At 66.7% G+C, this 21,240-nt stretch carries 23 protein-coding genes and 2 pseudogenes; 15 read left to right on the forward strand and 10 right to left on the reverse strand.

What is annotated here, in order from left to right; genetic code table 11:
• The 8 genes from ACFC96_RS44580 to ACFC96_RS44615 all read left to right on the forward strand — a co-directional run bounded on the left by ACFC96_RS44580 (position 1) and on the right by ACFC96_RS44615 (position 6,194).
• Positions 1-684, forward strand: coding sequence for an SAF domain-containing protein (locus tag ACFC96_RS44580; RefSeq protein WP_376618379.1), 684 nt, complete (start codon positions 1-3; stop codon positions 682-684).
• Positions 685-686: 2 nt separating this feature from the next.
• Positions 687-1,562 carry a hypothetical protein gene (locus tag ACFC96_RS44585; protein WP_376618381.1) on the forward strand — a complete coding sequence of 292 codons (876 nt, stop codon included), beginning with the start codon at positions 687-689 and terminating at the stop codon, positions 1,560-1,562.
• The gene (locus tag ACFC96_RS44590; RefSeq protein ID WP_376618382.1) at positions 1,555-3,117 is read left to right on the forward strand and encodes a CpaF family protein; all 1,563 of its coding nucleotides are present in this window, start codon (positions 1,555-1,557) and stop codon (positions 3,115-3,117) included. Before ACFC96_RS44585 ends, ACFC96_RS44590 begins: the two co-directional genes overlap by 8 nt.
• 67 nt (positions 3,118-3,184) lie before the next feature.
• On the forward strand, positions 3,185-4,102 hold the full coding sequence (locus ACFC96_RS44595; protein WP_376618384.1) for a type II secretion system F family protein: 918 nt from the start codon (positions 3,185-3,187) through the stop codon (positions 4,100-4,102).
• Entirely contained in the window at positions 4,099-4,992 is an 894-nt protein-coding gene (locus ACFC96_RS44600) for a type II secretion system F family protein (protein WP_376618386.1), read from the forward strand. Before ACFC96_RS44595 ends, ACFC96_RS44600 begins: the two co-directional genes overlap by 4 nt.
• Positions 4,993-5,024: 32 nt before the next feature.
• Positions 5,025-5,213 (forward strand): LPXTG cell wall anchor domain-containing protein, encoded by a 189-nt coding sequence (locus tag ACFC96_RS44605; protein WP_376618388.1) that lies wholly within the window; start codon positions 5,025-5,027, stop codon positions 5,211-5,213.
• Positions 5,214-5,340: 127 nt separating this feature from the next.
• Positions 5,341-5,685: a TadE family protein gene (locus ACFC96_RS44610; RefSeq protein ID WP_375994786.1), complete on the forward strand. Its 345-nt coding sequence runs from the start codon at positions 5,341-5,343 to the stop codon at positions 5,683-5,685.
• Complete coding sequence (locus ACFC96_RS44615; RefSeq protein ID WP_376618390.1) at positions 5,682-6,194, forward strand: TadE/TadG family type IV pilus assembly protein; 513 nt, start codon at positions 5,682-5,684, stop codon at positions 6,192-6,194. The genes ACFC96_RS44610 and ACFC96_RS44615 overlap by 4 nt, the downstream gene beginning before the upstream one ends.
• A 20-nt stretch (positions 6,195-6,214) precedes the next feature.
• Here the strand turns inward: ACFC96_RS44615 and ACFC96_RS44620 are convergent, their stop codons facing one another.
• On the reverse strand, positions 6,215-6,550 hold the full coding sequence (locus tag ACFC96_RS44620; RefSeq protein WP_376618392.1) for a hypothetical protein: 336 nt from the start codon (positions 6,548-6,550) through the stop codon (positions 6,215-6,217).
• A 39-nt stretch (positions 6,551-6,589) separates the two neighbouring features.
• The gene (locus tag ACFC96_RS44625) at positions 6,590-7,123 is read right to left on the reverse strand and encodes a DUF4262 domain-containing protein (protein ID WP_376618394.1); all 534 of its coding nucleotides are present in this window, start codon (positions 7,121-7,123) and stop codon (positions 6,590-6,592) included.
• A gap of 81 nt (positions 7,124-7,204) precedes the next feature.
• Between ACFC96_RS44625 and ACFC96_RS44630 the strand changes: the two genes are divergently transcribed.
• Positions 7,205-7,723: a TadE/TadG family type IV pilus assembly protein gene (locus tag ACFC96_RS44630; protein WP_376618396.1), complete on the forward strand. Its 519-nt coding sequence runs from the start codon at positions 7,205-7,207 to the stop codon at positions 7,721-7,723.
• A 9-nt stretch (positions 7,724-7,732) separates the two neighbouring features.
• The gene (locus tag ACFC96_RS44635; protein ID WP_376618398.1) at positions 7,733-11,188 is read left to right on the forward strand and encodes a BTAD domain-containing putative transcriptional regulator; all 3,456 of its coding nucleotides are present in this window, start codon (positions 7,733-7,735) and stop codon (positions 11,186-11,188) included.
• 114 nt (positions 11,189-11,302) lie between these two features.
• Here the strand turns inward: ACFC96_RS44635 and ACFC96_RS44640 are convergent, their stop codons facing one another.
• Positions 11,303-11,938: a hypothetical protein gene (locus tag ACFC96_RS44640; RefSeq protein WP_376618400.1), complete on the reverse strand. Its 636-nt coding sequence runs from the start codon at positions 11,936-11,938 to the stop codon at positions 11,303-11,305.
• Positions 11,939-12,295: 357 nt separating this feature from the next.
• Here ACFC96_RS44640 and ACFC96_RS44645 point away from each other — a divergent pair, with 357 nt between their 5' ends.
• A complete protein-coding gene (locus ACFC96_RS44645; RefSeq protein WP_376618402.1) occupies positions 12,296-13,390 on the forward strand; it encodes an IS110 family transposase in 1,095 nt (364 codons plus the stop codon).
• Between the two features lie 17 nt (positions 13,391-13,407).
• Positions 13,408-13,638 (forward strand): annotated as a pseudogene (locus ACFC96_RS44650) (transposase); the annotation flags it as partial.
• Positions 13,639-13,651: 13 nt separating this feature from the next.
• Here ACFC96_RS44650 and ACFC96_RS44655 read toward each other — a convergent pair.
• The gene (locus ACFC96_RS44655) at positions 13,652-14,284 is read right to left on the reverse strand and encodes a helix-turn-helix domain-containing protein (protein ID WP_376618403.1); all 633 of its coding nucleotides are present in this window, start codon (positions 14,282-14,284) and stop codon (positions 13,652-13,654) included.
• Between the two features lie 373 nt (positions 14,285-14,657).
• Between ACFC96_RS44655 and ACFC96_RS44660 the strand changes: the two genes are divergently transcribed.
• Positions 14,658-15,344, forward strand: coding sequence for a hypothetical protein (locus ACFC96_RS44660; protein ID WP_376618405.1), 687 nt, complete (start codon positions 14,658-14,660; stop codon positions 15,342-15,344).
• A 644-nt stretch (positions 15,345-15,988) separates the two neighbouring features.
• On the opposite strand, the gene ACFC96_RS44665 is transcribed toward ACFC96_RS44660, so the two are convergent.
• Positions 15,989-16,435, reverse strand: coding sequence for a hypothetical protein (locus ACFC96_RS44665; RefSeq protein WP_376618407.1), 447 nt, complete (start codon positions 16,433-16,435; stop codon positions 15,989-15,991).
• 54 nt (positions 16,436-16,489) lie between these two features.
• Between ACFC96_RS44665 and ACFC96_RS44670 the strand changes: the two genes are divergently transcribed.
• The gene (locus ACFC96_RS44670; protein WP_376618409.1) at positions 16,490-16,825 is read left to right on the forward strand and encodes a DUF6233 domain-containing protein; all 336 of its coding nucleotides are present in this window, start codon (positions 16,490-16,492) and stop codon (positions 16,823-16,825) included.
• On the opposite strand, the gene ACFC96_RS44675 is transcribed toward ACFC96_RS44670, so the two are convergent.
• From ACFC96_RS44675 to ACFC96_RS44695, 5 genes and pseudogenes are all read right to left on the reverse strand, one after another.
• Positions 16,822-17,733, reverse strand: coding sequence for a Ku protein (locus ACFC96_RS44675; protein ID WP_376618411.1), 912 nt, complete (start codon positions 17,731-17,733; stop codon positions 16,822-16,824). The two genes, ACFC96_RS44670 and ACFC96_RS44675, sit on opposite strands and share 4 nt — an antisense overlap.
• A 249-nt stretch (positions 17,734-17,982) precedes the next feature.
• A complete protein-coding gene (locus ACFC96_RS44680; RefSeq protein WP_376618412.1) occupies positions 17,983-18,423 on the reverse strand; it encodes a hypothetical protein in 441 nt (146 codons plus the stop codon).
• Between the two features lie 481 nt (positions 18,424-18,904).
• A pseudogene (locus ACFC96_RS44685) lies at positions 18,905-19,117 on the reverse strand (transposase); the annotation flags it as partial.
• A complete protein-coding gene (locus ACFC96_RS44690; RefSeq protein WP_376618414.1) occupies positions 19,063-19,629 on the reverse strand; it encodes a hypothetical protein in 567 nt (188 codons plus the stop codon). The pseudogene ACFC96_RS44685 and the gene ACFC96_RS44690, both read right to left, overlap by 55 nt.
• 481 nt (positions 19,630-20,110) lie before the next feature.
• Entirely contained in the window at positions 20,111-20,491 is a 381-nt protein-coding gene (locus ACFC96_RS44695) for an STAS domain-containing protein (RefSeq protein WP_376618416.1), read from the reverse strand.
• A 480-nt stretch (positions 20,492-20,971) separates the two neighbouring features.
• On the opposite strand from ACFC96_RS44695, the gene ACFC96_RS44700 reads away from it, so the two are divergent.
• The gene (locus ACFC96_RS44700) at positions 20,972-21,232 is read left to right on the forward strand and encodes a hypothetical protein (protein WP_376618418.1); all 261 of its coding nucleotides are present in this window, start codon (positions 20,972-20,974) and stop codon (positions 21,230-21,232) included.
• The last annotated feature ends 8 nt before the right edge of the window (positions 21,233-21,240 follow it).

The raw sequence follows: 21,240 nt of genomic DNA on the forward strand, positions 1-21,240 counted from the left end.
ATGGAAACTCCTGCTGCGCCGACGGTTCCGCGCCCGCAGGCCCCCGCCCGCGCCGAGATCCCTATCACCACGAATCCGCCGGTCAGGAAGCAGCGCCGATGGTCAGCAGCTGCGCTGTGCATCGTCCTGGCCGTCGTGGCAGCGCTGGGGGCAGCAGCGGCCGTCAATTCGGCAAGCGACCGCACGCGAGTCCTGGCCGTCGCACGGGACGTGCCAGCCGGACGCGCCCTGGCGGAGGGCGACCTGGTGATCGCCGAAGTCTCCGCCGACTCGTCACTCACCCCTGTTCCGGCGGCCGAGAAGAGCACGATCCTGGGCAAGAGGGCGGCCGTCGACCTGCGTAAGGGAGGTCTCCTGCTGACCTCTCAACTGTCCGCCGGTTCCGGCCTTGGCGACGACCAGGAGCAGGTCGGTGTGCAGGTCAAGCGCGGCATGGCCCCGTCGGGGACGCTCGCCCCCGGTGACAAGGTCCACGCGGTGACCACCCCTGCCCAAGGCGGTGAGCCTTCGAAGAAGGGCACGCCGCCCGAGACCCTCGAGGCCACCGTCGTCTCCGTATCCAGCCCGGACGCCACCGGCACCGTCGTGGTCAACCTCGCCGTGAGTCCCGACGATGGCCCCGTGCTGGCCAGCCGAGCTGCCTTGGGCCGCATCGCGCTGGTCCGCGAACCCCGAGGTGAGTGACCATGCCCGTCATCTGCCTCGCCTCCGCCAAGTCCTGCGGAGTCACTACCACCGCGCTGGCGCTGACCTTTGCGTCCGCCCGCCCCTCCCTGCTTGCCGAATGCGACCCGGCAGGCGGCACGATCCGCGCCGGGCTCTTGCAGAGCCAGGTCAGCGCCGGATATGGGCTCTACCACTTGGCGGCGGCCGAGCGTGTGGGGCAGGTCGAACTGGCCAACGCGTTCACCTCACACCTGTGGCCCCTGGACGGCCCAAACGGCCACCGTAAGGTCCTTCCTGGGCTGACCGATCCCGCACAGGCCGCGGCACTGAGCCGGACCTGGCCCGCACTCTCCGACGTCCTGCACGTCATGTCCGAATCCGTCGGTCATGACGTCTTCGTCGATGTGGGGCGCTTGGCCCTGGAATCCGGGCACCTGCACCCCACTCTCACGCCCGCCCCGCTGCTACACAAGGCAGACCTTGTCCTGGTCGCGGTCCGCGGCACCGAGCAGGGTCTGACTCTTGCCCGCCACCTCATCCGGTCGCTGCGCACCGAACTTGAGGAACACGGTTCGGGGGCCGACGCCGTCGGGCTGCTCCTCATCGAGGAAGGCACCTTCCGCTCCCACCAGGTCGCCGAGGCTCTGGAGGCGCCCGTGCTGGCTGCGCTCCCCTGGGACCCGGACACCGCTGCCTATCTCAACGTCGGCGGGAAGGCGCCTCGCGGTTTCGATCGCACTCCGCTGTTGCGCTCGGCTCGTACCGCAGCAGAACAATTCGAGGCGATTGCGTCTCGCCGCCGTATCCAGCAGCAGTACCCCAGCCCGGCCGGAGCGCACCCGCAGCTCTCCGGCGTCCTGGACCAACTGGCAGCGCCCGGAGGTCCTCGTGGCTGACACCCACCAGCGTCCTGGAGTCAACGGACAGATCCCCGCCCCGCTCGCCAGAGTGGAGCTCGCCCACCTCATCAGCGGAAAGCTCGGGGAGCGGCGCAGCACCCCCGCGGCACCCGTGCCCACGGCCCCACCCGCTGTACCGGGCGGCACCAGCAGCCCGGCGGCCGTGCCGCGCCTGGCCGACCTGCCAGTGGAACTTCTACCGGTCAGTTGGGAGGTCATCGAGGCTCTTCAGGCCGACGTGTCCGCTGAGCTGAGCAAGCGGGACCCTGAACGCACCATGGCCGAGCCTGACCGGCGGGCCCTGGCACGCTCGCTCACCAACACCGCCGTCGCCGACTGGGCCACCAAGTACGCCCAGGGCAACACCCCTTTGACTCGCGATGAAGAAGGCCGCATCGCCACAGCGGTCTACGACGCCATGTTCCGCGGCGGACGGCTGCAGTCCCTCCTCGACGGGGAGGGTGTCGAGGACGTCATGGTCGACGGACTGACCGCGCACGTGGAGTATTACGACCGGCCGCGGCGCACCATCGACAAGGTCGCCGACTCCCACGACGAACTGATCACGTGGGTCAACAAGATGGCCCGCCAATCCGGCCAAGGTGAACGTGCCCTGACCCAGGCAACCCCTATGGTCGGCTTCCGCATGCCGGACGGCTCCCGCGTCACCGCCAGCCTCCTCACCAGCCGGCCTTCGGTGGTCATCCGCAAACACCGGATCCGCCAGCACGGCATCGCCGAGCTCGTGAAGTGGCAGTCGATCAACCCGCTCCTGGAAGCCTTCCTCGTCGCCTGTGTCCAGGCACGGAGGAACATCCTCGTCGTCGGTGACATGGGTGCAGGCAAAACCAGCCTGCTGCGCGCCCTGGGTCGCGAAATCCCGCCCGCTGAAAGGCTGGTGACCCTCGAATCCGACCGCGAGCTGTACCTGGACGAACCCGGTCCCAAGCCCGGACCGGTCACCTTCGCCTTCGAGGCCCGCCAGTCCAACGGCGAGCGCAGCGCCGGCGACCGTCTCGCCGGCGAGGTCACCATCGCCGACATGTTCGTCACCGCGCTGCGCTACAACGCCTCTCGCGTCGTCGTCGGGGAGGTTCGCTCCACCGAAATCGTGCCCATGCTGCAGGCCATGTCTGCCGGAGGATCGGGCTCGATGTGCACCATGCACGTTCGGCGCCCGCACGCGATCGTCTCGCGCCTGGTCCAGCTGTGCACGGAGGCCGGCATGGCCACCGAGGCCGCGCACCACCTCATCGCGTCCGCCATCGACGTGGTCGTCTACCTCACATACCTCGACGAGACAGGAATCGGCGGGCGCAAGCACCGCTTCGTCTCCCACGTCTACGAAATCCACGACGTCGTCGGGGAGGCCGGACGGCCAACCACCACTGAACTGTTCGCCCCCGCCGGCACGGATCCGCGCGGCGTCTTCCAGAACATGCCGTCTTTCATCAACGACCTCGAACTGACGGGCAGCTTCTACCGGCAGTGGCTCACCGACAACCCGCACGGAGCCTGGGGACCTCCGCTGCAGGCGGTAGGCCGACGATGATCCGTCTCGCGATGCCTTGCCATCACGCCCTCGAGACCGCCGCGGCAAACAGGCTCTGGAGGGACCAGTGACCACCTCTCAACTTTCCCTGGTTGCGGCCTGCTGCGCTGTCCTGACCGTCCTCGCCGCAATCGCCGCCGTACGCGAAATCCGAGGCCGCGTCCCCGACCCGGTCAAGCCGCCCTCTCGACTGGCGGCACGCATGCGCCGCGCCAAGGCCGAACTGCCCGAAACCTGGCAGCGCCGCTGGCGCCCCCTGGTCATCACGGCAGCCGTCGTGTCACTCCTGGTGTGGGCGTACACGGGCTGGCCCGTGCACGGACTGCTCGCCGGCGCCGCCATCCTGGGCCTGCCGTTTGTGCTGCACCCCGGCGGCGCCGCGCAGGCCCGCATCGAACGGCTGGAGGCGCTCGCCCAGTGGCTCAACCACTTGGCCGGGGTACACACGGCAGGCATCTCGCTGACCCAGACGGTCCGCGCCTCCGCCAAGAACGCCCCGGCACCGATCGCCCCCAACGTACAGCGCCTCGCCAACCGGCTACGTACCGGCATGGATGCCCGCCTCGCCTTCGCCATGTTCGCTGACGAGCTGGCCGACGGTGTCTCCGACCACGTTGTACTCCTCTTCCAGTCGCACGCCGTCTATAAGGGACCGGGCCTGGCAGACGCCCTCGAGGCACTGGCGGTCACCATTCACCAGCAGGCGGCGGACGCTCGAGATGTCGAAGCCGACCGGGCATCGGTCCGTAAGTCTTCCCGGCAGGTCTCTTTGGTCATCAGCGTGGTGGTCATCGGCTGCATGCTCAATCGGGCCTGGTCGGGCTGGTACGCCAGCCCCGTCGGACAGATCGCGCTCATTGTTCTGGGCGGTCTGTTCGCATGGACCCTGTCCTGGCTGCGCCGCATCGCCCGCACAAAGCCCGACCCGCGACTGCTCGACCCGCTGCCTGCCCACCTGACCGCCCTGGAAGGCGCCACGCGATGATCCCCATGGACGCGGTCCTGCCCGCAGCCGCGGCCGGTGTACTCATCAGCCTCGCGGTGCGCGCCGCCCTGCCGGCTAAGCCTGATCTGGCCAGTACCCTCGATCGGCTGGACGCCCGCCACTTCACCAGCCCCATGCCCGTCGCTGCCCCGCCCAGCGCGCGCGGCCTTCCAGAACGCGTCGGTGCGCGCCTGCTGGAGGAATTCGGCGTCGCTATCCGGCTGCCTGTCAGCGACCTGAACCTGCTGCGGATCACCCCGGCCGAGCACCTCGGCAAACGCGTGCTGTTCGCCCTGTACGGCCTGGTGCTGCCGCAGCTGGTACAGGCACTGTTGGCGCTCGCCGGCGTCTCCTTCCCTTATGCCATCCCGGCTGGCCTGTCACTCATGCTGGGAGCCCTGTTCTGGTTCGGGCCCGGACGCGATGTGAAGGCCGAGGCCGCCGCCGCGCGCCTGATCGTGCGGCATGCCGCAGCCAGCTACTTGGAACGCGTCGCCCTGGCCAGGGTCGCGAACTCGGGGGCCGGGCAGGCCTTGACCCAGACTGCCGAAGTCGGCGACGGCTGGATCTTCCAACGCATGCGGACCGTGTTCGACCACGCCGAGCTGGCCGGCATCGCTCCCTGGGACGCGCTCAAGCAGCTTGGTGAAGAACTCGACATCCCCGAACTCACCCGACCCGCCGACACTCTGGCACTCGCCGGCGATGGCGCTGCCGTTTACACGACCCTGCAGGCTCAAGCCCGCCAGCTACGCATCGCGCTCCTAGCCGACTCCAAAGCCCAGGCCAACGAGGCCAGCGCCGCCATGGTCCTGCCCGTCACTCTCGGCGTGATCCTCATGCTCGCCTTCGTGATGATCCCCATCGTCAACACGATCCTCGCCAGCTGACTGGCGACCTGACCAAGGAGATTGACCACCTCATGGACATCCAGACCGTCACGGCATGGATACGGGCTCGGGCCGAGCTGCTGCGCACCGCCCGAGACACGGGAGCCACCAGCACCGAACTCGCCGTCCTGGCTGGCGCCCTTCTCGTAGGAGCGGGCCTCCTTGTCGTCGCGATACGCGCCAAGCTCATGGAGAAGATCGGCATCATCAACGGCGGCTAGCACACCGGATCTGACAACCAACAGACACCGACCACGATCGGATGGGACACCGGTGGGAAGCCGAACTAGCCGCATGGGAATAGCCCAGGGCCGTAGCCGCTGGCGAGCCGATGACGGCGTGGGCAGCATGGAACTGGCTACCCTCGCTCTGGTCGTACTCATGCTCGCCTTTGCCACCATCCAGGTCGGCCTCTACTACCACGCCCGCAAGGTCGCCCAGTCCGCTGCCCGCCAAGGCGTGGACGCGGGACGGCAGTTCGGTGCCGGTCCAGGTGACGGCGCTGCACAGGCGCAGCAGTTCCTCACTCGTTATGGCAACTCCGTTCGCGGCGCGCGCATCTCCACCTCCGGCAGCAGTGCCCAGCAGATCCGGATCACTGTCACTGGGGACGTCGCCACTTTGGTCCCTGGTCTTGAGCTGCATGTCACGCAGCATGCGGATGGCCCCGTCGAGCGCTGGACCAATCCGTGATTCGCCGCCGGGAGTTGTTGCGCCGTCTGCTCGGTAGCGATGGGGGCAGCTATGCGCTGGAGACTGCCGTGCTGGCCCCGGTCCTCATCGTGATTCTCGGCCTGATGATCGCGTTCGGGCGGGTGACCGATGCTGAGGGTGACGTCGACTCCGCCGCACACGCTGCCGCCCGCGCTGCCTCTCTGGAACGCGACGCTGCGAGCGCCCAAAGTAGGGCGCAGGATGCGGTCATCCGGAGCTTGGACGGTGAGGGAATCACGTGCCGCACGTCCAGCGTGACGATCAGCACGGGCGGTTACGCCGTGGGTGTCGGGGAGGCAGCTACGGTCACCGCGACGATTTCCTGTACGGCGAACCTGTCGGATATTGCTGTGCCGGGTTTGCCCGGGTCCAAGACGTTGACTGCGTCCTGGACCAGCCCCATCGACACCTACCGGGGCAGAGCTCTTGGGTTCGCGGATTCTGAAGTGCCATGGAGTGCGAACCAGAGTGTGGGTGCTGAGGAGTGAGCGCGCGAGAGTGCTTGGGTTCACGCTCCGTTGATCGAGCGATTGCGAGCGCCTGCTCGGTAGGCTGCCCGTGCTGTGAGCCAGACGGTCTCGAACTCGTCGAGGGTGAGGTCGTGCGGCTTGTGTCCGTCCCACTCCTGGACGGGAGCCTCAGCCGTGGCGCCGAACATCGCCTCGTAGTGCGCAAGCGTTCCGGCTTGCTGAGCGGCTTGCCATTCGGCCAGGGAAGCCGCGGCGAGCGGCTTGTCGAGGGGACCTTGGAGTTCCACCTGGCGGGCGACCCAGCCGTCGGCGTCGACCTCGAAGTAGAACCAGGTGTCTTCCTCGGCCCAGTAGCTGCGGAACCAGTGCCTCATGGGCTCATTGTCCGCGACTCTGCCACCGGCGTCGTCTGTTCACAGGTCCTGCGTCCATACGCCGAGGGGGTGTTCGTCGGGGTGCAGGTCCAGTCGAGGTTGGTGGGTCAGGAGGTCTTGGCCACCGGGCTGCCAGGGGAAGGTTCCGTCGCTGTTGGGCCAGACGACCTGGAGGACTGGGAACGGCGGTTTGCGGTAGTAGCTGATCGCGGTTCCGAAGAAGGCCTTGTACCAGCGGTAGTCGACGGGTCTGAGGACAACGGGGACGCTTGCGACGTCGTGCCGTTCCTGGTCTGCCTCCAGAGGTTGTCCTTCAACGGCGTGCTGGCTGAGGTCGTTGAGGATGGTCTGCATCAGGCGGATGTCCAGGCCGAACATGGCGAGCTCGGGTATCCGGTGGCGGTGCCACAGGCCGACGGTGTAGGCCCAGCCGGGTCCCTGGTCGTCGGCGGGGATCATCGTGACCTGCCAGCCATGCTCATGGATGACGTCGACGGTCGATTGGGTACGGGGGTCCAGTTCGTTGATGTCCTGGCAGACGACGCAGTGGCAGGGGGCGTGACCGGTGGGCATAGCCGTGAGGCTACGGGAGCCGTTCGGCCTCAAGTTCGGCTGGATCGGTCAGGCAGACGGATTGGTGTCGGTGGAGCCGGGTTGGTCGACGACGTCGGTGTAGCAAAGGCTGCCGAGCCTACGGCTCTTTCCGGCCCGCCCATGAATCTCCGCTCCTGGCTCAAGCAGCTTCGCAGTGCGCTGGCCGAGGGGCGCAGACGTGATCGCGGTTCTATGTCGCTGTTCTTCGCCGTGACCACGGTGGCGCTCCTCATGGTGATGGGGCTCCTCGTGGATGGTGGCGGCGCCCTGAACGCTTCCAACCGGGCCACCGCGCTGGCGCAGGAAGCCGCCCGCACTGCAGGCCAGCAGCTCGACCCCGCCCAAGCCATCGAGGGCACCGCTATCACCATAGACCCCGACGCTGCTCAGGTCGCCGCCCAGGACTACCTTGCCGCGGCTGGCGTCCAGGGCGACGTGACGATTGACGGCACCGGACGGACCCTGACCGTCACGGTTCACGACAGCTATCACACGTACTTCGCGCAGCTGGTCGGCAAGGGAACCATCACCGTCACTGGCACGGCGACCGCGCATCTGCAGACCCAGGCTGGAGGCTGAGCCCGCATCATGGCCCACCGCACCCCCGCTCCCCTGCGCTCCCTCGGCATCCTCGCTCGCGCGCTGCTCGGCCTGATCGCGCTGGTGGGCCTGATGGCCGGTGTTCCCTACCTCCTCATCCGGGTGGGACAGCTGCCCACCAGTTTGTCGGGGGGTCTTGGTGCGCTGACGCAGCCCGACGACGGCACGCTCTTCTTTGCCGTGCTCACTGGCATCGGGTGGCTCGCGTGGGCGGCGTTCACCTTCTCTGTCCTTGTCGAGGTCGTCGCCCTCGCGCGGCGGCGTTCCGCTCCCCGCATCCGCGGCCTGGGCGGCCTGCAGTCCCTCGCCTCCCTCCTCGTCGGCGGGATCGTCCTGCTGGTCCCCACGGCCGCCTCGGCGGCCACCAGTGGACCCGCTGTCGCCGCCACCGTCGTGCACACCGGGGGAGAAGAGAGTGCCAGCGCCACGTCGAGCGCAAAGACGCTGGCACCGTCTGCTGGAACCAGTGGCCGGCAGCACACGGTGGCGACCTCCACCGAGCTGCCGTGGGATTTGGCCGAGGAGTATCTCGGTGACGGCAAGCGCTGGAGGGATATCGCCGCTCTCAACGACATCCCCCAGCTGACGGCCGGCGACCAGTACCTGCCTCGGGGCGTCACCATCGCCCTGCCCCCTGACCCACGTCCGCCGGGATCGCGTATGGGCGCCGAGGCACGCCAGGGTCCGGCGGCCCCACCGCAGCAGCCAGCCGGTGTGCAGCTCAACGAAGAGGAGGAATCGGAGGGGGATCTGCATGCGCAGAGCGCAGGCGCCGAGGGCACCACCCAGGTGCACGTCGTGGCCGCGGGCGATTCCCTGTCCGGGATCGCACAGCAGGAGACCGGCGACGGCGCCAACTGGCCTCAGCTGTATGAAGCCAGCCGCGGAGCGCAGCCGCATGGGCTGCCCCTCATCACTGACCCGGACCTGATCCGCCCGGGCCAGCGCGTCACTATCCCTGCCGTCACCACGCCGCCCGACGACCAGGATTCCGACTCGGGTCACCACGGCAAGGAGCGAAGCCAGGACTCTGACGCTGACAGGAAGCAGCCGGCGCATAGCGGAGGTGGATCAGAGCACGACGGGCGTGACTCTGCCGATGGGTCGGATCGCGGCGATGCCGGCGCGTCCGGCGTGACCAAGCCGCCGACGTCCCGGCCGTCTGCACAGCGCAGTGAGCCCCCGGCGTCTGCCTCGGCTCAGCCGAAGGAATCTGCCCGACCCTCGGTGCCTGTTACCTCGTCGCCGTCTGCGTCGGCATCCGATCAGGAACGTGCCCCCGCTGCACCGCAGGGTGCCAACGGCGCCCAGTCCTCTTCGGTCGTCTCGGCGCGGACGGCCGTGGGCGCCTGCGCGTTGCTGGCCTCCGCCCTGATCGGCACGCTCGCCTTCAGGCGGCTGCGGCAGCGGCGCTCTCGCAAGCCCGGACAGACTCTGCCCGAGATCGTACCGGCAGGCGCTGAGGCCGAGTTGGAACAGGCGGCCCACGACGGGGCCGACGGCGTCGAGCGTCTGCATGCCGCGCTGGCCGCGCTCGCCGTCCACTCTGAGGGTGCTCCCCCGCTGCTGCGGGCCGCACGCATCACTGCAGATGGCGTCCAGGTTCTGCCGGACGACGTTTCCTGCGCCCCGCATTCGCCGTTCACCGCCGTGCACGCCGGGTGGTGGCACCTGCCGGGCGACGTCGACCTTGCGGTGCCCGATGACGGCGCTGAACCGCCATATCCGGCGATGGTCACGCTCGGCGCCGACACCGCAAACAGCCTGGTGCTGGCGAACCTGCCCGCCTGGGAAGTCGTCCTCGTCGACGGCGACCCCGTTGCCCGCGCCGAGACGATCGCCTGCATGGCCGCGGAGCTCGCGCTTGGGGGCCATGCGGATCACGTCGAGGTCGTAGCATCCGGACTAGGTGCCATGGGCGCCGACCTTCAGGCGTTCGGCGTCCAGTACCTGCCTGACGTGCCGCAGGCCGCGGGGGCTTTCGCCTCGCGGATCCTGGAAGCCCATCAGGACCCCGACGATCGTGGGATCCCGTACGTCATGCTGTGCGGCGGTGACCTGGACGCAGATACCGCCTGGCAGATCGCTGAAACTCTCGACCGGTCCCGCGACTTGACCCCGTGCGTGCTCGTGCTGCCTGCCAGCGCCGCGTCCGTGTTCCCCGACGCGGAGATCCTTAACGCCTCGGCCGACACACCGCAGCACGTAAGCGCCCTCGGCACCGATGTCCTCCTGCAGCGCCTGGACGCAGCGTCCATCACTCAACTCGCCGCCGCCTACCGTCAAACCAGCCGCCCGGCAAAAGGCCCTGAGGGCGTGTGGGAGCACGTGCCACCGGAACCCATCGAGGTACCCGAATCGGCCCCCTTTGTCCATACGGTCCCTGGCCCGCGGCAAGACAGCGGTGACGGTCTCGAGCCGGTCTCCTCTGGCGACGCAGGAGACCAGCACCACCACGTCGCACCCCTTCTCGAAACCACCGACGCCGCACAGGCGCAGCCGGTCGCGTTCCAGGCCCTGCTGGATGCTGCGGGCGACCCGGGCCAGGCCTCATTCACAGTGGTCTCGCCCGCACCCGCTGTGGAGAACGAGGAGGCGGTCGAGCGGATCGGGCCACGGTTCCTCATCCCGCCCGTCCACTCTCTCCTCGCTGTCGACCGCACCCCGCCGATCCCCGAGACCAACGCCGACAAGGCCCTCATCGAGGCCGGGCCGGACGACACCACCCCTCGGCTACGAGTCCTGGGCACACTGGAAATGCACAATGCTGGAGAGCTGGAACCTCGCCTCATCGAGCTCGCCGCGCACCTGCTGCTCAAACCACACAGCAGTGCCGGAAGGCTGTGTGAGGATCTGGGCGACGGAGACCCCTGGTCGCCTAAAACGCTCGGCTCACGACTGCGTGACCTGCGTACCAGACTCGGCGCAGACGCCGACGGCGACCTGTATGTGCCGCAGCGCAAAGGCAAGTCATCCCCCTACGCGCTCTCGGACAAGGTCCGCTGCGACTGGAGCGAGTTCCAGCGGCTCGCACAACTGGGGGTCAGCCGTGGCGAGGACGGCCTGCACTACCTTGAGCGGGCCCTGGCAATGGTCGACGGTGTCCCGCTGGGCGAGCATGCAGCATCGTGGATGAGTGGACTGCGCACCGCTATGCAGGCGCGCATCGTCGACACCGCACACCACGTGGCCAGCTACCGCACACAGGACGGCCGGCATCAGGACTTCCCCAGCGCCCGGCAGGCCTGCACCATCGGCCTGAACGCCGACGGCCACTCCGAAACCCTCTACCGAGCCCTGATGCGCGCCGAGGCCGCAGCAGGCAACCGCACCGGCCTGCGCTCCGCCATCGCACGGTGGCAGGACGCGAACCGGCACCTGGCCCGAGACCAGATCGACGAGAAGACCCAGGCGCTCGTCGACAAGCTTCTCCCCGCCTCCTAGCCGCAGTTGAGAGGGGGTCAGGGAGGCAGCGAGGTAACCACTGCGAAGCTACGGGGCGGCTGAACGTTCTACGTGGTACCAAGCTTGGGCTTCAGACGGTCATCCGGACTGCGTTCAGGAAGTCTGACCATGAGGCAATCGCCGGCCGGGCAGGGCGTTACTCAGGCTGAGTTGCAAGGTGCGGCGGAGAGGGTGGGGAGACTGCATGATGGCCTTGTTTCGGGCGGCCAGCCGGGCGAGTTCGAGTGGGCTGGGCAGCCGGTCACTTTTCGTTCCGTTGTAGTTGGCGTGCGCCGGGGCGAGGTTCCACAGGGCATCCAGATCCGGTCCGTGCCAGGAGCCAACGCTCTCGAAGCGACGCATCAGGGAGAACGGGAAGACGTGGTCGACGGCGATGTCATCGCTCATGCCCAGGACGTCGTCGCAGATCAGGCAGCGGCCGTGCTGGAAGCCGACCGTGGCTTCAACAATGCCGGTTACCGAGCGGCGACGGCGTTTGTCTGTGAGCTGAAGCGTGTCCCAGTCGACGAGAACGCCCTCCTCGATCAGGCTACGGCCGATGCCTGCTGCGAAGGACGTCTCCACGATGTTCCAGCGAGCTCCCAACTCGGCTGCAAAAGCTGCGGCTTGCTCCGATTTCGCCAACTGGAGCAGGTCGGGGGTGAGGCGCACCGTACGGTGTCGCCCCGTTCCGGTCAGTTGATAGAAGGTGTGGGGCACCGCAGTGTCGCCGCGCAGGGTTGCGTCCAAGGAAGTGGTGTACGGGTTCGACCTGATCCGGGGGTTTGCTCCGGCATCGGGATGGTGCCCGCATAGATGAACGGCCACCGGCTGATCTTCGAAGTGTCGAAGCCTCGAAGGAGATCAGCACGATGACCGCACCGGACTGTGAGGATGTAGATGTCCCGGGCGGCGGTCTGACCCGGCACCCGACTGGCTACGTGCCTTGAGACTGATCCGTTGGCTGCCGTCCGGGGTGCAACACGCCTCCCAGCCAGCGGACGTGTCCCGATAGGGGCTTTCGCGACCGGCACTTCACAGTCCTGACCGTCTCTGGCCTGGTGGTTCTCCCGTTCCGGCGACACGAAGGCAGCGACTGTGCTCAGCATGACTCACCGAGATGCCGCCCCTCACGGCGCCCTCCCAGCCACCGAAGAGGTCCTGCTCGGTGTGGATACCCACAAAGACACCCACGTCGCTGCGGTTGTGACCGTGCTTGGGACCGCCCTGGACAGCCGAAGCTTCCCCGCGACTGCTGACGGCTACCGCCAGCTGCTGACCTGGGCACGCTCGTTCGGGGTGGTACGCCGCGCAGGAGTGGAATGCACCGGCTCCTACGGCGCGGCGCTCACGCGTTACCTCCAGGCCGAGAATGTCTCGGTTACGGAGGTGAACCAACCCGACAAGCAAGCCCGCCGACGTCATGGCAAATCGGACTCTGTCGACGCTCAGGCGGCAGCGCACGCCGTCTTGTCCGGCCGAGCTACTGCCACCGCGAAGGCCGGCCATGGTTCCGTGGAGATGCTGCGGCTGTTCAAGCTGGCCAAGGCATCTGCGATCAAGTCCCGTACTCAGGCGATCAATCAGCTCAAGTCTGTCCTGGTGGCGACGGATCCCGCCCTGCGCGAGAGCCTTTCGGGCTTGAGCATCGCTCGCCTGGTCCGCGCCTGCACACAGCTCGACCCCGGCACCATCTCCACGGCCTTCGATGCCGCCCGCCACACCCTCCGGCTCCTGGCTCGACGCGTCCAGACCCTGAGCGAAGAGATCGACGACCTCACCGCCCGCATGAAGCACGCCGTTCAGAGCACAGCGCATACGCTGCTCGACCAACATGGCGTCGGCCCCGATATCGCGGCATGTCTACTGATCGCTGCAGGTGACAACCCTGAGCGCCTACACAGCGAGGCTGCCTTCGCCGCTCTGGCAGGCGTCAGCCCAGTCGAGGCATCCTCCGGAAAGACCCAACGCCGCAGACTCAACCGCGGCGGCGACCGGCAGGCCAACGCAGCCTTGTATTTCATCGTGCTGAGCCGACTTCGCTGGGACCACCGCACGCAGGACTACATGCAACGACGCCTGGCCCAAGGCAAGACCCGCCGTGAAGTGATCCGCTGCCTCAAGCGCTACATCGCCCGAGAAATCTACCGACACCTTCAATCAACCATCACAGTCAACGCGGCCAGCGAAACAGCGGCTTGACGAACCATAGGGGCATCAATCCACAAGAACGGCTGAACAAGGAGATCCGCCGTCGCACCGACGTGGTCGGGATCTTTCCCGACCGCACGGCTCTGATCCGGCTGGTCGGCGCGGTGCTGGCCGAGCAGAACGACGAGTGGACCGAAGCCCGCCGCTACATGGGCCTCGACCTGCTGGCCAAGGTCCGCCTCCACCCGATCGAGTCAGAAAACGACGACACCGACCTGCCGACCGAACTCACCGCATAGCCTCAAAACGAGATCACCGAGTGGCCGTCAATACACCACTCCAGCGGACGTGACCCCTCATGGAGCGCTCGGCAGCGAGCCAAGAGATATCAGACTCCCCAATCTTCGCGAGAGTCGTCGCCGCGAGGTGATGGGTTCGGGCAGAGACTGCCCAGCAGTCAGCGCGGTCTTCGCCACGCCTCACCGCTCGGTCCTCAAGCTCCTGAGCAGTCTGGAGTAGCCCAGGAAGAGCCGCGATGACGCTGCCAAGACGCCCGCCCTGATAGTCGTTCCAGGCATGTTCAACTCGCACTGCTACGGGCGCGGGAGTTGGGAGCTGAGTCTCTACCTCCGAACCGAACAGCAGCCGCGAGAGCCGCCGCGGGCTCATAAGTGCGTCACGCACAGCCGGCACGTCGTCCTGGCGCTTGTCGTCTTCTACCAGCACGGTCTGACCGAGCAGGTCACCGAGAGGCACACGCAGGATGCGTGACAGCTCGGAGAGCATGTCGATACGCGGCGGCTTCCGTCGCCCCGTCTCAATCTTCGCAAGCCAGTCGGTACTCCGACCAACGAAACCGGCCAGTACCTCTTGCGTGTAGCCGCGACGCTTCCGATAGAACGCGATCCGTTCGCCGATGCTGAGGTGATCTCCGAGACCACGCATAGCGTTCTGCCTCTCGGTCGTAGGGGCCCATCTCACGGTACAGAGCCGGCGATAGGGCGGGTAGCTGGCCTTGACTGCTACCGGGTCAGAACCAGCGTGAGCGCCAAAACGCGGTTAGACCCGGACACTGTGTCCGGGTCTGACTCGCTCTTAGGGTGAACCCAGGTCGGGTGCCGCTGGCGCGTGGAGTGTGCGGGTCCGTCCCGCCCCTGGAACTGGCTTGCTATCGGGCGGCCCCTCCCGAGTGGCATCCGTCCGCAGGTCAGCGCGTCGTGGACGGGGAGACAAGGTGAGCAGGTCTGGGGAGGTCGAGATGTCGCTCGAATACGTCCCAGCGGCAGCGTCTGTCCGGCACATTGGTGGAGTGACGGACATGACAGCAATCCTCAGCGTTGCCAGCGGGCTGGGAGGCGCCTTAATCGGCGCAGTGGCTGGCGTGTATGGCCCCCGCAGTATCGACAGTAGGCGTCGCCAGCATGAGTGGGCGCTAGAGCGGCAGCGGTTGCAGGACGTTCAGACGGCCAGGGAAGCCGAGGCGCGTTTGGCCGAAAGGGCCAGGGAAACCGAGGCGCGTGTGCGTGTGCTGACAGCCATGAGGGAGGAGAAGGAGAAGGCTCTAGCGGCTATCGCGGAGGCAACGGTATGTGTCCAAGACTGGCACCGCCTCGTGGAGTGGACCCTGCAGGACGTTTCCGCTGGACGAGGTGTCGACGCCGCTAAGTTTGACGAAACCGCAGAGCGAACCCTGCAGGCTGTCGTCAGAGCCGTTTCAGTGCTGAGCAACAACGCATTCATGAGCGACCCCGTCGTGAGGGGTCGCCAGGCGCCTCGACCAGTAACTTTGACCATGCAGGAATTGACTGTGGAGCTGCGATCGCAGGTTGTGGCGCCCCGTGACGACTTCGACGGCTCCCGCATGTTTAGGTATGCGACTGAGATCCGCGAGGACCTGATGAAGCTTTTCATTTCTGAGCGTTCGATGCGAACTGATCAGCCGCCTTTCAGAGTGGGTGTGCACACTGCGGCGATTAGTGTCTCCCCGGACCGGGGCGAGCGCTGATGTTCGCCCCGGACCTGATCAACGGCTTCACCACAAAGATCAGACTCACCTAAATTAGCCCTAGACGGCCTGCGGAGCGCCAGCGATGGCGGTCTCAGTTGCGGTCTCAACAGCGCCTAGATCCAGGACTGTCCAGCCGCCCACTGCGGTGCAGTCCTCGGCATGAAGCCGAGCAGGACGTGAAGACCGAGGCCCGGGGCGGCGCCTGAGTTGACGACAGCTACGCCCCGTGTCCGGCCACGCCACGACCAGGCCACCGCCTCCGCCTGCCATCAGCGACGCCACCGCCTGCAGGAGGCTCCATGGCCAGAACGACAGCCGCCGCGTCAGACCCGCTCGAAAATTACTTCGGCTGCACTGGGAAGCACGTCTTGGCTGACGAATCGCCAGCCCTCCTGCTCGATTGCGGCAACGAGCCCTTTTAGGTGGCGGCGCCAGTCCCTTTTAGACGCCCTCAGGCCAAGAGGGGGACTAACTGTGACTCGAAAGGCCGGGAGGCCGTCCTTGTACGCTCTTCTGGCCTCTAGAACAATGCTGTCGTAGTTGGAACCACGCGGCACGCTTCCTCCAGACTGCGACGGCCAAGGTGCGGACAGCCGTGGCAGTGGCGCGCGTCTGGACGCCATATCGCGCAAGTGCCCGGCTCATCGGTCGAGTGTGGGCCCACTGCCTGAGACTGAGTAGGTCTGTTCCACAAGTGCCCCAGCACCCGCACTTCCGGAACGATCACTTCCTGGCTGCCGATTGCACGCTCCTTTCGGCGGGTCGACGAGAACCCGCACCGTGACGCCGGCCTCCTCGGCGGCGGCATGCAACACAGCCAGGGTGTCGGCGTGGGGCACGGCTCGTCGGCCGCGGTCGGCGGTGGCGAGCATGCAGTCGCGGCACAGGTCGAGCCATCGTCGGCCGTGGTCGGGGGTGGCGATGATGCGGGTGGAGCGGGCCGGGTCGCCACACGCCGCGCACGGGACCGGGCCGGGGGTGGGGCCGAGGCGGGCGGCGGCGTCCTCCTGGTTCGCCGGCCGTTGCGGCCCGGGCTTCAGGTCGGCTGGGTCGAGGGCGAGCCGTTGCAGCAGGTCAGTGGGGTCCACGGGTACCTCCTGCCCTGGCGATGGTGTGGCGACCGCCGCCGTAATATCAAACCTATGAACGATTACTCGACCTCGCGACTCGACATGCTGCGCTTCGCGCGCCGCATCGCGGTCCAGCAGGTCGAGCAGATCGACCGGTGGATCGCCACCGAAGAACGCCGCGAGGCCGAGCGGCGCCGCGGGGAGCAGACCCGGCCGCCCGCTCCGGACTGGCTCATCGAGATGGGGCTCGGCGGGCGCGACCCCGTGTACGTGCATGTGGGCGGCTGTCACATGGCGGGCAAGCGGTCCCGTGGCGTCGAGCGCGATCAGGCCCTCTGTGGTCTCACTGAGGGCGTGGCCGCTTGTCCGCACTGCCGGCCGGACACGGAGCTGGGCGTGCTCGACTAGGCGCTGCGCCTCGGCGACTTCTTCGTGGCCGCCTTCTTGCCGGCGGCCGTCTTCTTGGCTGCGGTCTTCTTGGCTGCGGTTTTCTTCTTCGGCATGTCGTGGACGGTCGCGTGCTCGCCCTCGCCGCGGCTCTCCTTGGCTTTCTGTACGGATTCCTGGAGTGCGGCCATGAGGTCGACGACGGCTCCGGCCGGGGCTTCCGGCTCGGCTGCGTGGGGCAGCTCCTTGCCGCCCTGCTTGGCGACGATCAGGTCGGAGATCGCATCCGTGTACCGGTCGACCGCCGCGTCTTCGGGGATGCCGTCGCTCGCCATGACGTCCATGAGCGCCAGGGCGCGCTCGATCTGGTCTTCGGGGACGTCGACCGCCGGCGGGGCGAGCGTCTCGGAGGAACGGATTTCGTCCGGCCACCGCATTGAATGCAGGACGATCGCGTTGCCTCGGATGCGGAGCAGGCCGAGGCGTTCCCGCCCGCGCCACGCGAACCGTGCGACGGCCGCCTTCGAGTTCCGCTCCAGGGCCTGACGCAGGAGCATGTAAGGCTTGGCAGCGACCTGGCCGTCGGGCTCAAGGTAGTAACCCTCGCCGATGCGGATGGGGTCGATTTCGCTGTACGGCACGAACGCCACGATCTCGATCGCCTTCGCCGTGGTCAGGGGCAGGCCGGCGAGGTCCTCGTCCGAGATGGCGACGATCGTGTCTTTGCTGACCTCGTAGCCTTTGCCGATCTCTTCGGCGCGGACCTCGGCCCCCTCGATCTCGCAGAACTTCCGCGTGCGGATCCGAGCCATGTCGTCCAGGTGGTACTGGTGGAAGCGGATCGAATGATCTTCGGTCGCAGCGGTGACCTTGATCGGGATCGTGACCAGGCCGAAGCTGATAGCTCCGCTCCAAACAGCATGGGGCATGAAGAACCTCCAGAGCAGCCCCCTAGAGATCCCACCCTACGAGCGGCATCAGCGACCAGCACCCGGGCGCGCCCTCGTCGAACGCACCGAGGTCCCGCAGACACGGCGGGCACTGCCGGGGAGTTGCCGGAGCCACATCAGCGAGCGTCCGACGCCGACGCGAAAGAACTTTCTCTACCTCATCAAGATCCCCGACCGCATCAAGCTAAGCCCCGTGGCGGGCTTGCGGATCCCTTCCAATCGACGGGGTCACACGCTGGCGCTCTCGATCCGTTGGTCGAACGTCGCGCTCACCACGACCTGATATGGCACGTCGTGGATCGCACCGTCGGGCAGCAACAGGCGGGCATGGCCGCGCTGCCAAACCTGCTTCCACGCGAGGATCACGCGCACCGAGGTGTATTCGGGAACCGTGACGGTGATCTCTTCCTCGAAGAGGTGCGTCACGCCGATGGCAAGCGAAAGGCTACGCTGGAGTTCCTGCTCGATGCTGGCCTTTGCGGAGAGCCAGAGCAGACTCGCTCCCGCCTCCCCAGTGACCGTGCGACGCTCGTCCTGAGCGACGGTGAGGGTGCGAGTCCACTCACGACTGGCCTTGAGAGTGCGGGTGACAGGGGCCGGGCTGGAGTGGTTGTCGATGGTTCTCACATCCTCGCCAAGCGCCTCGTCAAACCGTGTGGTCTGCTGCATCTCGAGGATCCGTGGCTCCGACGCCAACTGCTCGCTACGCTGCCGACTCAGGACATACCTGCTGGGTCCCAGCCGTTGCCGACTCCACCGTGTGTCCGCCGATTGGGGTGGGTCAACGGCGCATCCGAAGCTGATGCGCTCTCCTGCCGAGGCATGGAAGTCCACTATCGAGCTGGGGCCGATTGAGGATCCGAAAGCCTCGGCCAAGCCTGGCATGCGAAGTTGAACGCTATGAGTACCAGGCGTGACCGGGAAAACGACCTGCCCGCCTGGAGGGATCTTGCCCATCCGGACGCCATCGATCCACACATGGCAGATGGTTGTCTCCTCGGTCGTGCGGAATAGGCACACGCTCGTTGTCCCTGGAACCCTTGCTCCCTCGTAGTCCATCCGGACAGTATGACGAGCCGGGCCGCGCACGGCGCGCCTGCGGCAACGGCCTCCTCGTGGCTTTCAGCCTCGCCAACCTCTACGGTTTTTCATCGTGGGGGAGGTAGTCCCACTGGCAGCCGGTACGGGACTGGTAGAGCAGGGCGTTGACGATCTCCCGCATCTCGTAGGCGTCTTCGTGGCCGCTGACCGAGGGGCGCTGGTCTTTTGGCGAGTGGGGCTCTTGAAGCGGCTGAGTTCGGCGTTGATCTACAGCACGTACCCGATCAATCCGTCGCCCTGAATGCCCGTCATCAGGTCCCAGCTACCTGCAAGTCGGACAGCCTTTTGCAGTGCTGACGCGGCGGCCACGAAGTGAGGGCTTAGCTCACCGTAATGGGGTTTCCAAAGGTCATGCCTACTCATGTCGACGACGACGAAGACGTCCTCGCGGATGCCGTACCGCCGTGCGTCGCGGACGCGCTGGCGCTGTTCGATGCGTGCGGAGCAATAGACGCTCCCATCAGAGGTGACGGTCCACCGGCCAACCGGGTGCCTACCGGTGAACAGGGCGCCGTCGGCGGCGGCGGCCGTAATGCAGGGTTCATCGATGCGGGCATACCAACTGTCATGCTGAAGTGACCCTTTGAGGTACAAGGGGAACAGCGGGGCTGCGTAATCCCGTGCGTAGTCGAAGAACTCCCGGGCCCGCTCGCGCAGGAGTGCTGCCTGCGCCTCGTGGGCCCTTTGCCTCTGGGTGCGGTTGATGGCTGCGGCTTCGGCAGCCTGCTGCTGTCGGCGCGCGTGTGCAGCTGCAGCGTCCCCCAAATCGGACATATTCATCCTCCAGGGTATGGTCGACGACCCGTCTTCTCAGGGAACCAGGCGGGTATTCGCAAGTCCATCCTGTTCTGGAATGCCCTTAGGCTGCGCCTCAACCTGAACCCTCCTGGGTTCGGTGGAGTCTCCACCGAACCCAGAACGGTTCACGCGACGGTCTGGATGGTGATCCGGCCGGCGCGTCGTGCCCCATGCTGTGCGGGTGCGCTGAAGCAGGGGTGGCTGCACGACTGGGTCAGTCTCACTTCTAGTCTCGATTGCTGCCTAATCCGACGTGGTCTGCACCCGTCCACGAACGTCCGGCACGTCACTTGACCTGCTAAGCGATGCCTCTCTTGGACACCCCCGGACCCCGTGGAACAAGCCCGGACAGCTCGTAATGCGTAGGCGGCTAGTTCAGACCCTCGCACGTGGCTCCGGTGCCCCGCTGCTGACGCGCGTAAGCGACTGCGGCACCTTCCAGGCCATGGACACGGCCCTACTCAAGGTCAAGCCATCGGGCTTCGTACAGGGCTGCCCTCAGGGCTGCCTCAACCGAGCCGTGGACCGGGAACACCTTGGTGAGGCGGGGGGTACGGAAGATCTTCAGATAATGCTGCTGGTTGCAGACCAGGCGGAGCGAGCCTTCGTGGGCATGCACCATTTTCAGGCCGCCAAAAAGCACGCCAAGCCCGGTGGGGTCGAGATAGTCAACGTCCTCCATGTCGAGGACAATGTGGAAAATGCCGTCGTTCACCAGCTCGACCAGCTGCTCGCGCAGCTCGGGCGCGGTGTAAACGTCGATGTCGCCACCGACTGTGACGACCGCACAATCGCCAAGCGGACCGTCCATTCTGCGGATGGACAGGGACAAGTCCACATGGACCTCCACCAACTCGACTTGCCCGACAGGCATTCGGCTCGGAAGTGCTCGCCCGTCTACAACGGTACAGCGCCGCAGATGCTTCTCTGCGCTGTAAGCGGCCTCATCGGCAGCCTCCTCAGCCCTCTTGGGGCCTGCGCGGGCTGAAGCATCGAGGGTGCTGTGGGGTCCGCGAGGGGCGAGCGGGACAATGCACAGTGTTTCCGCTGGTTAGGGCTCCTAGGTCGCGCGGTCTGTAAATCTGCCGATGGCTGGGCGCCGGGGCTCCTCCAGCTGACTGTCAGCATGCCTGATGGACGGATCGTGATGTGTTCCGATCCGTCTGCTCAGCCCGTCTCTGAGCCGCCCAAGGCGGCTCGACAGCTACCAGCAGGGACCGTCAGCGACAGGCGCCCGATAGACGCTCCCAGGTCACCGCGTTCTATCTGCGACAGCGGAACCGTTTCTTCCTGATCTTTACGGGCGTACTTTGCTCGCATGCCTAGATTTGCTGACTTTGACGCTTCGTCACTGCGCCGCTCCAGCACGCAAGATCACTTTCCTTGGTCCAGCCGGACCCTCACGCTCATACGTGTCAGCGCGCACGGCGTCGTAACCCAGGCCACCAGCGACAGCGAGAAGCGTCGGCTCCTTGACGAAGCTACGAAGAAGGACATGATCCTCGCGGCATGGCCGGGCCAGTGGCGCCAAGACGTGTTCTGGGTCGACGACATCAAGGCTGCTCGCGCTGCCCTCTGAGGGAAGAG

Origin of the sequence: Streptomyces sp. NPDC055955 (assembly GCF_042270245.1) — a bacterium.
In the GTDB taxonomy this organism is placed as follows: domain Bacteria; phylum Actinomycetota; class Actinomycetes; order Streptomycetales; family Streptomycetaceae; genus Streptomyces.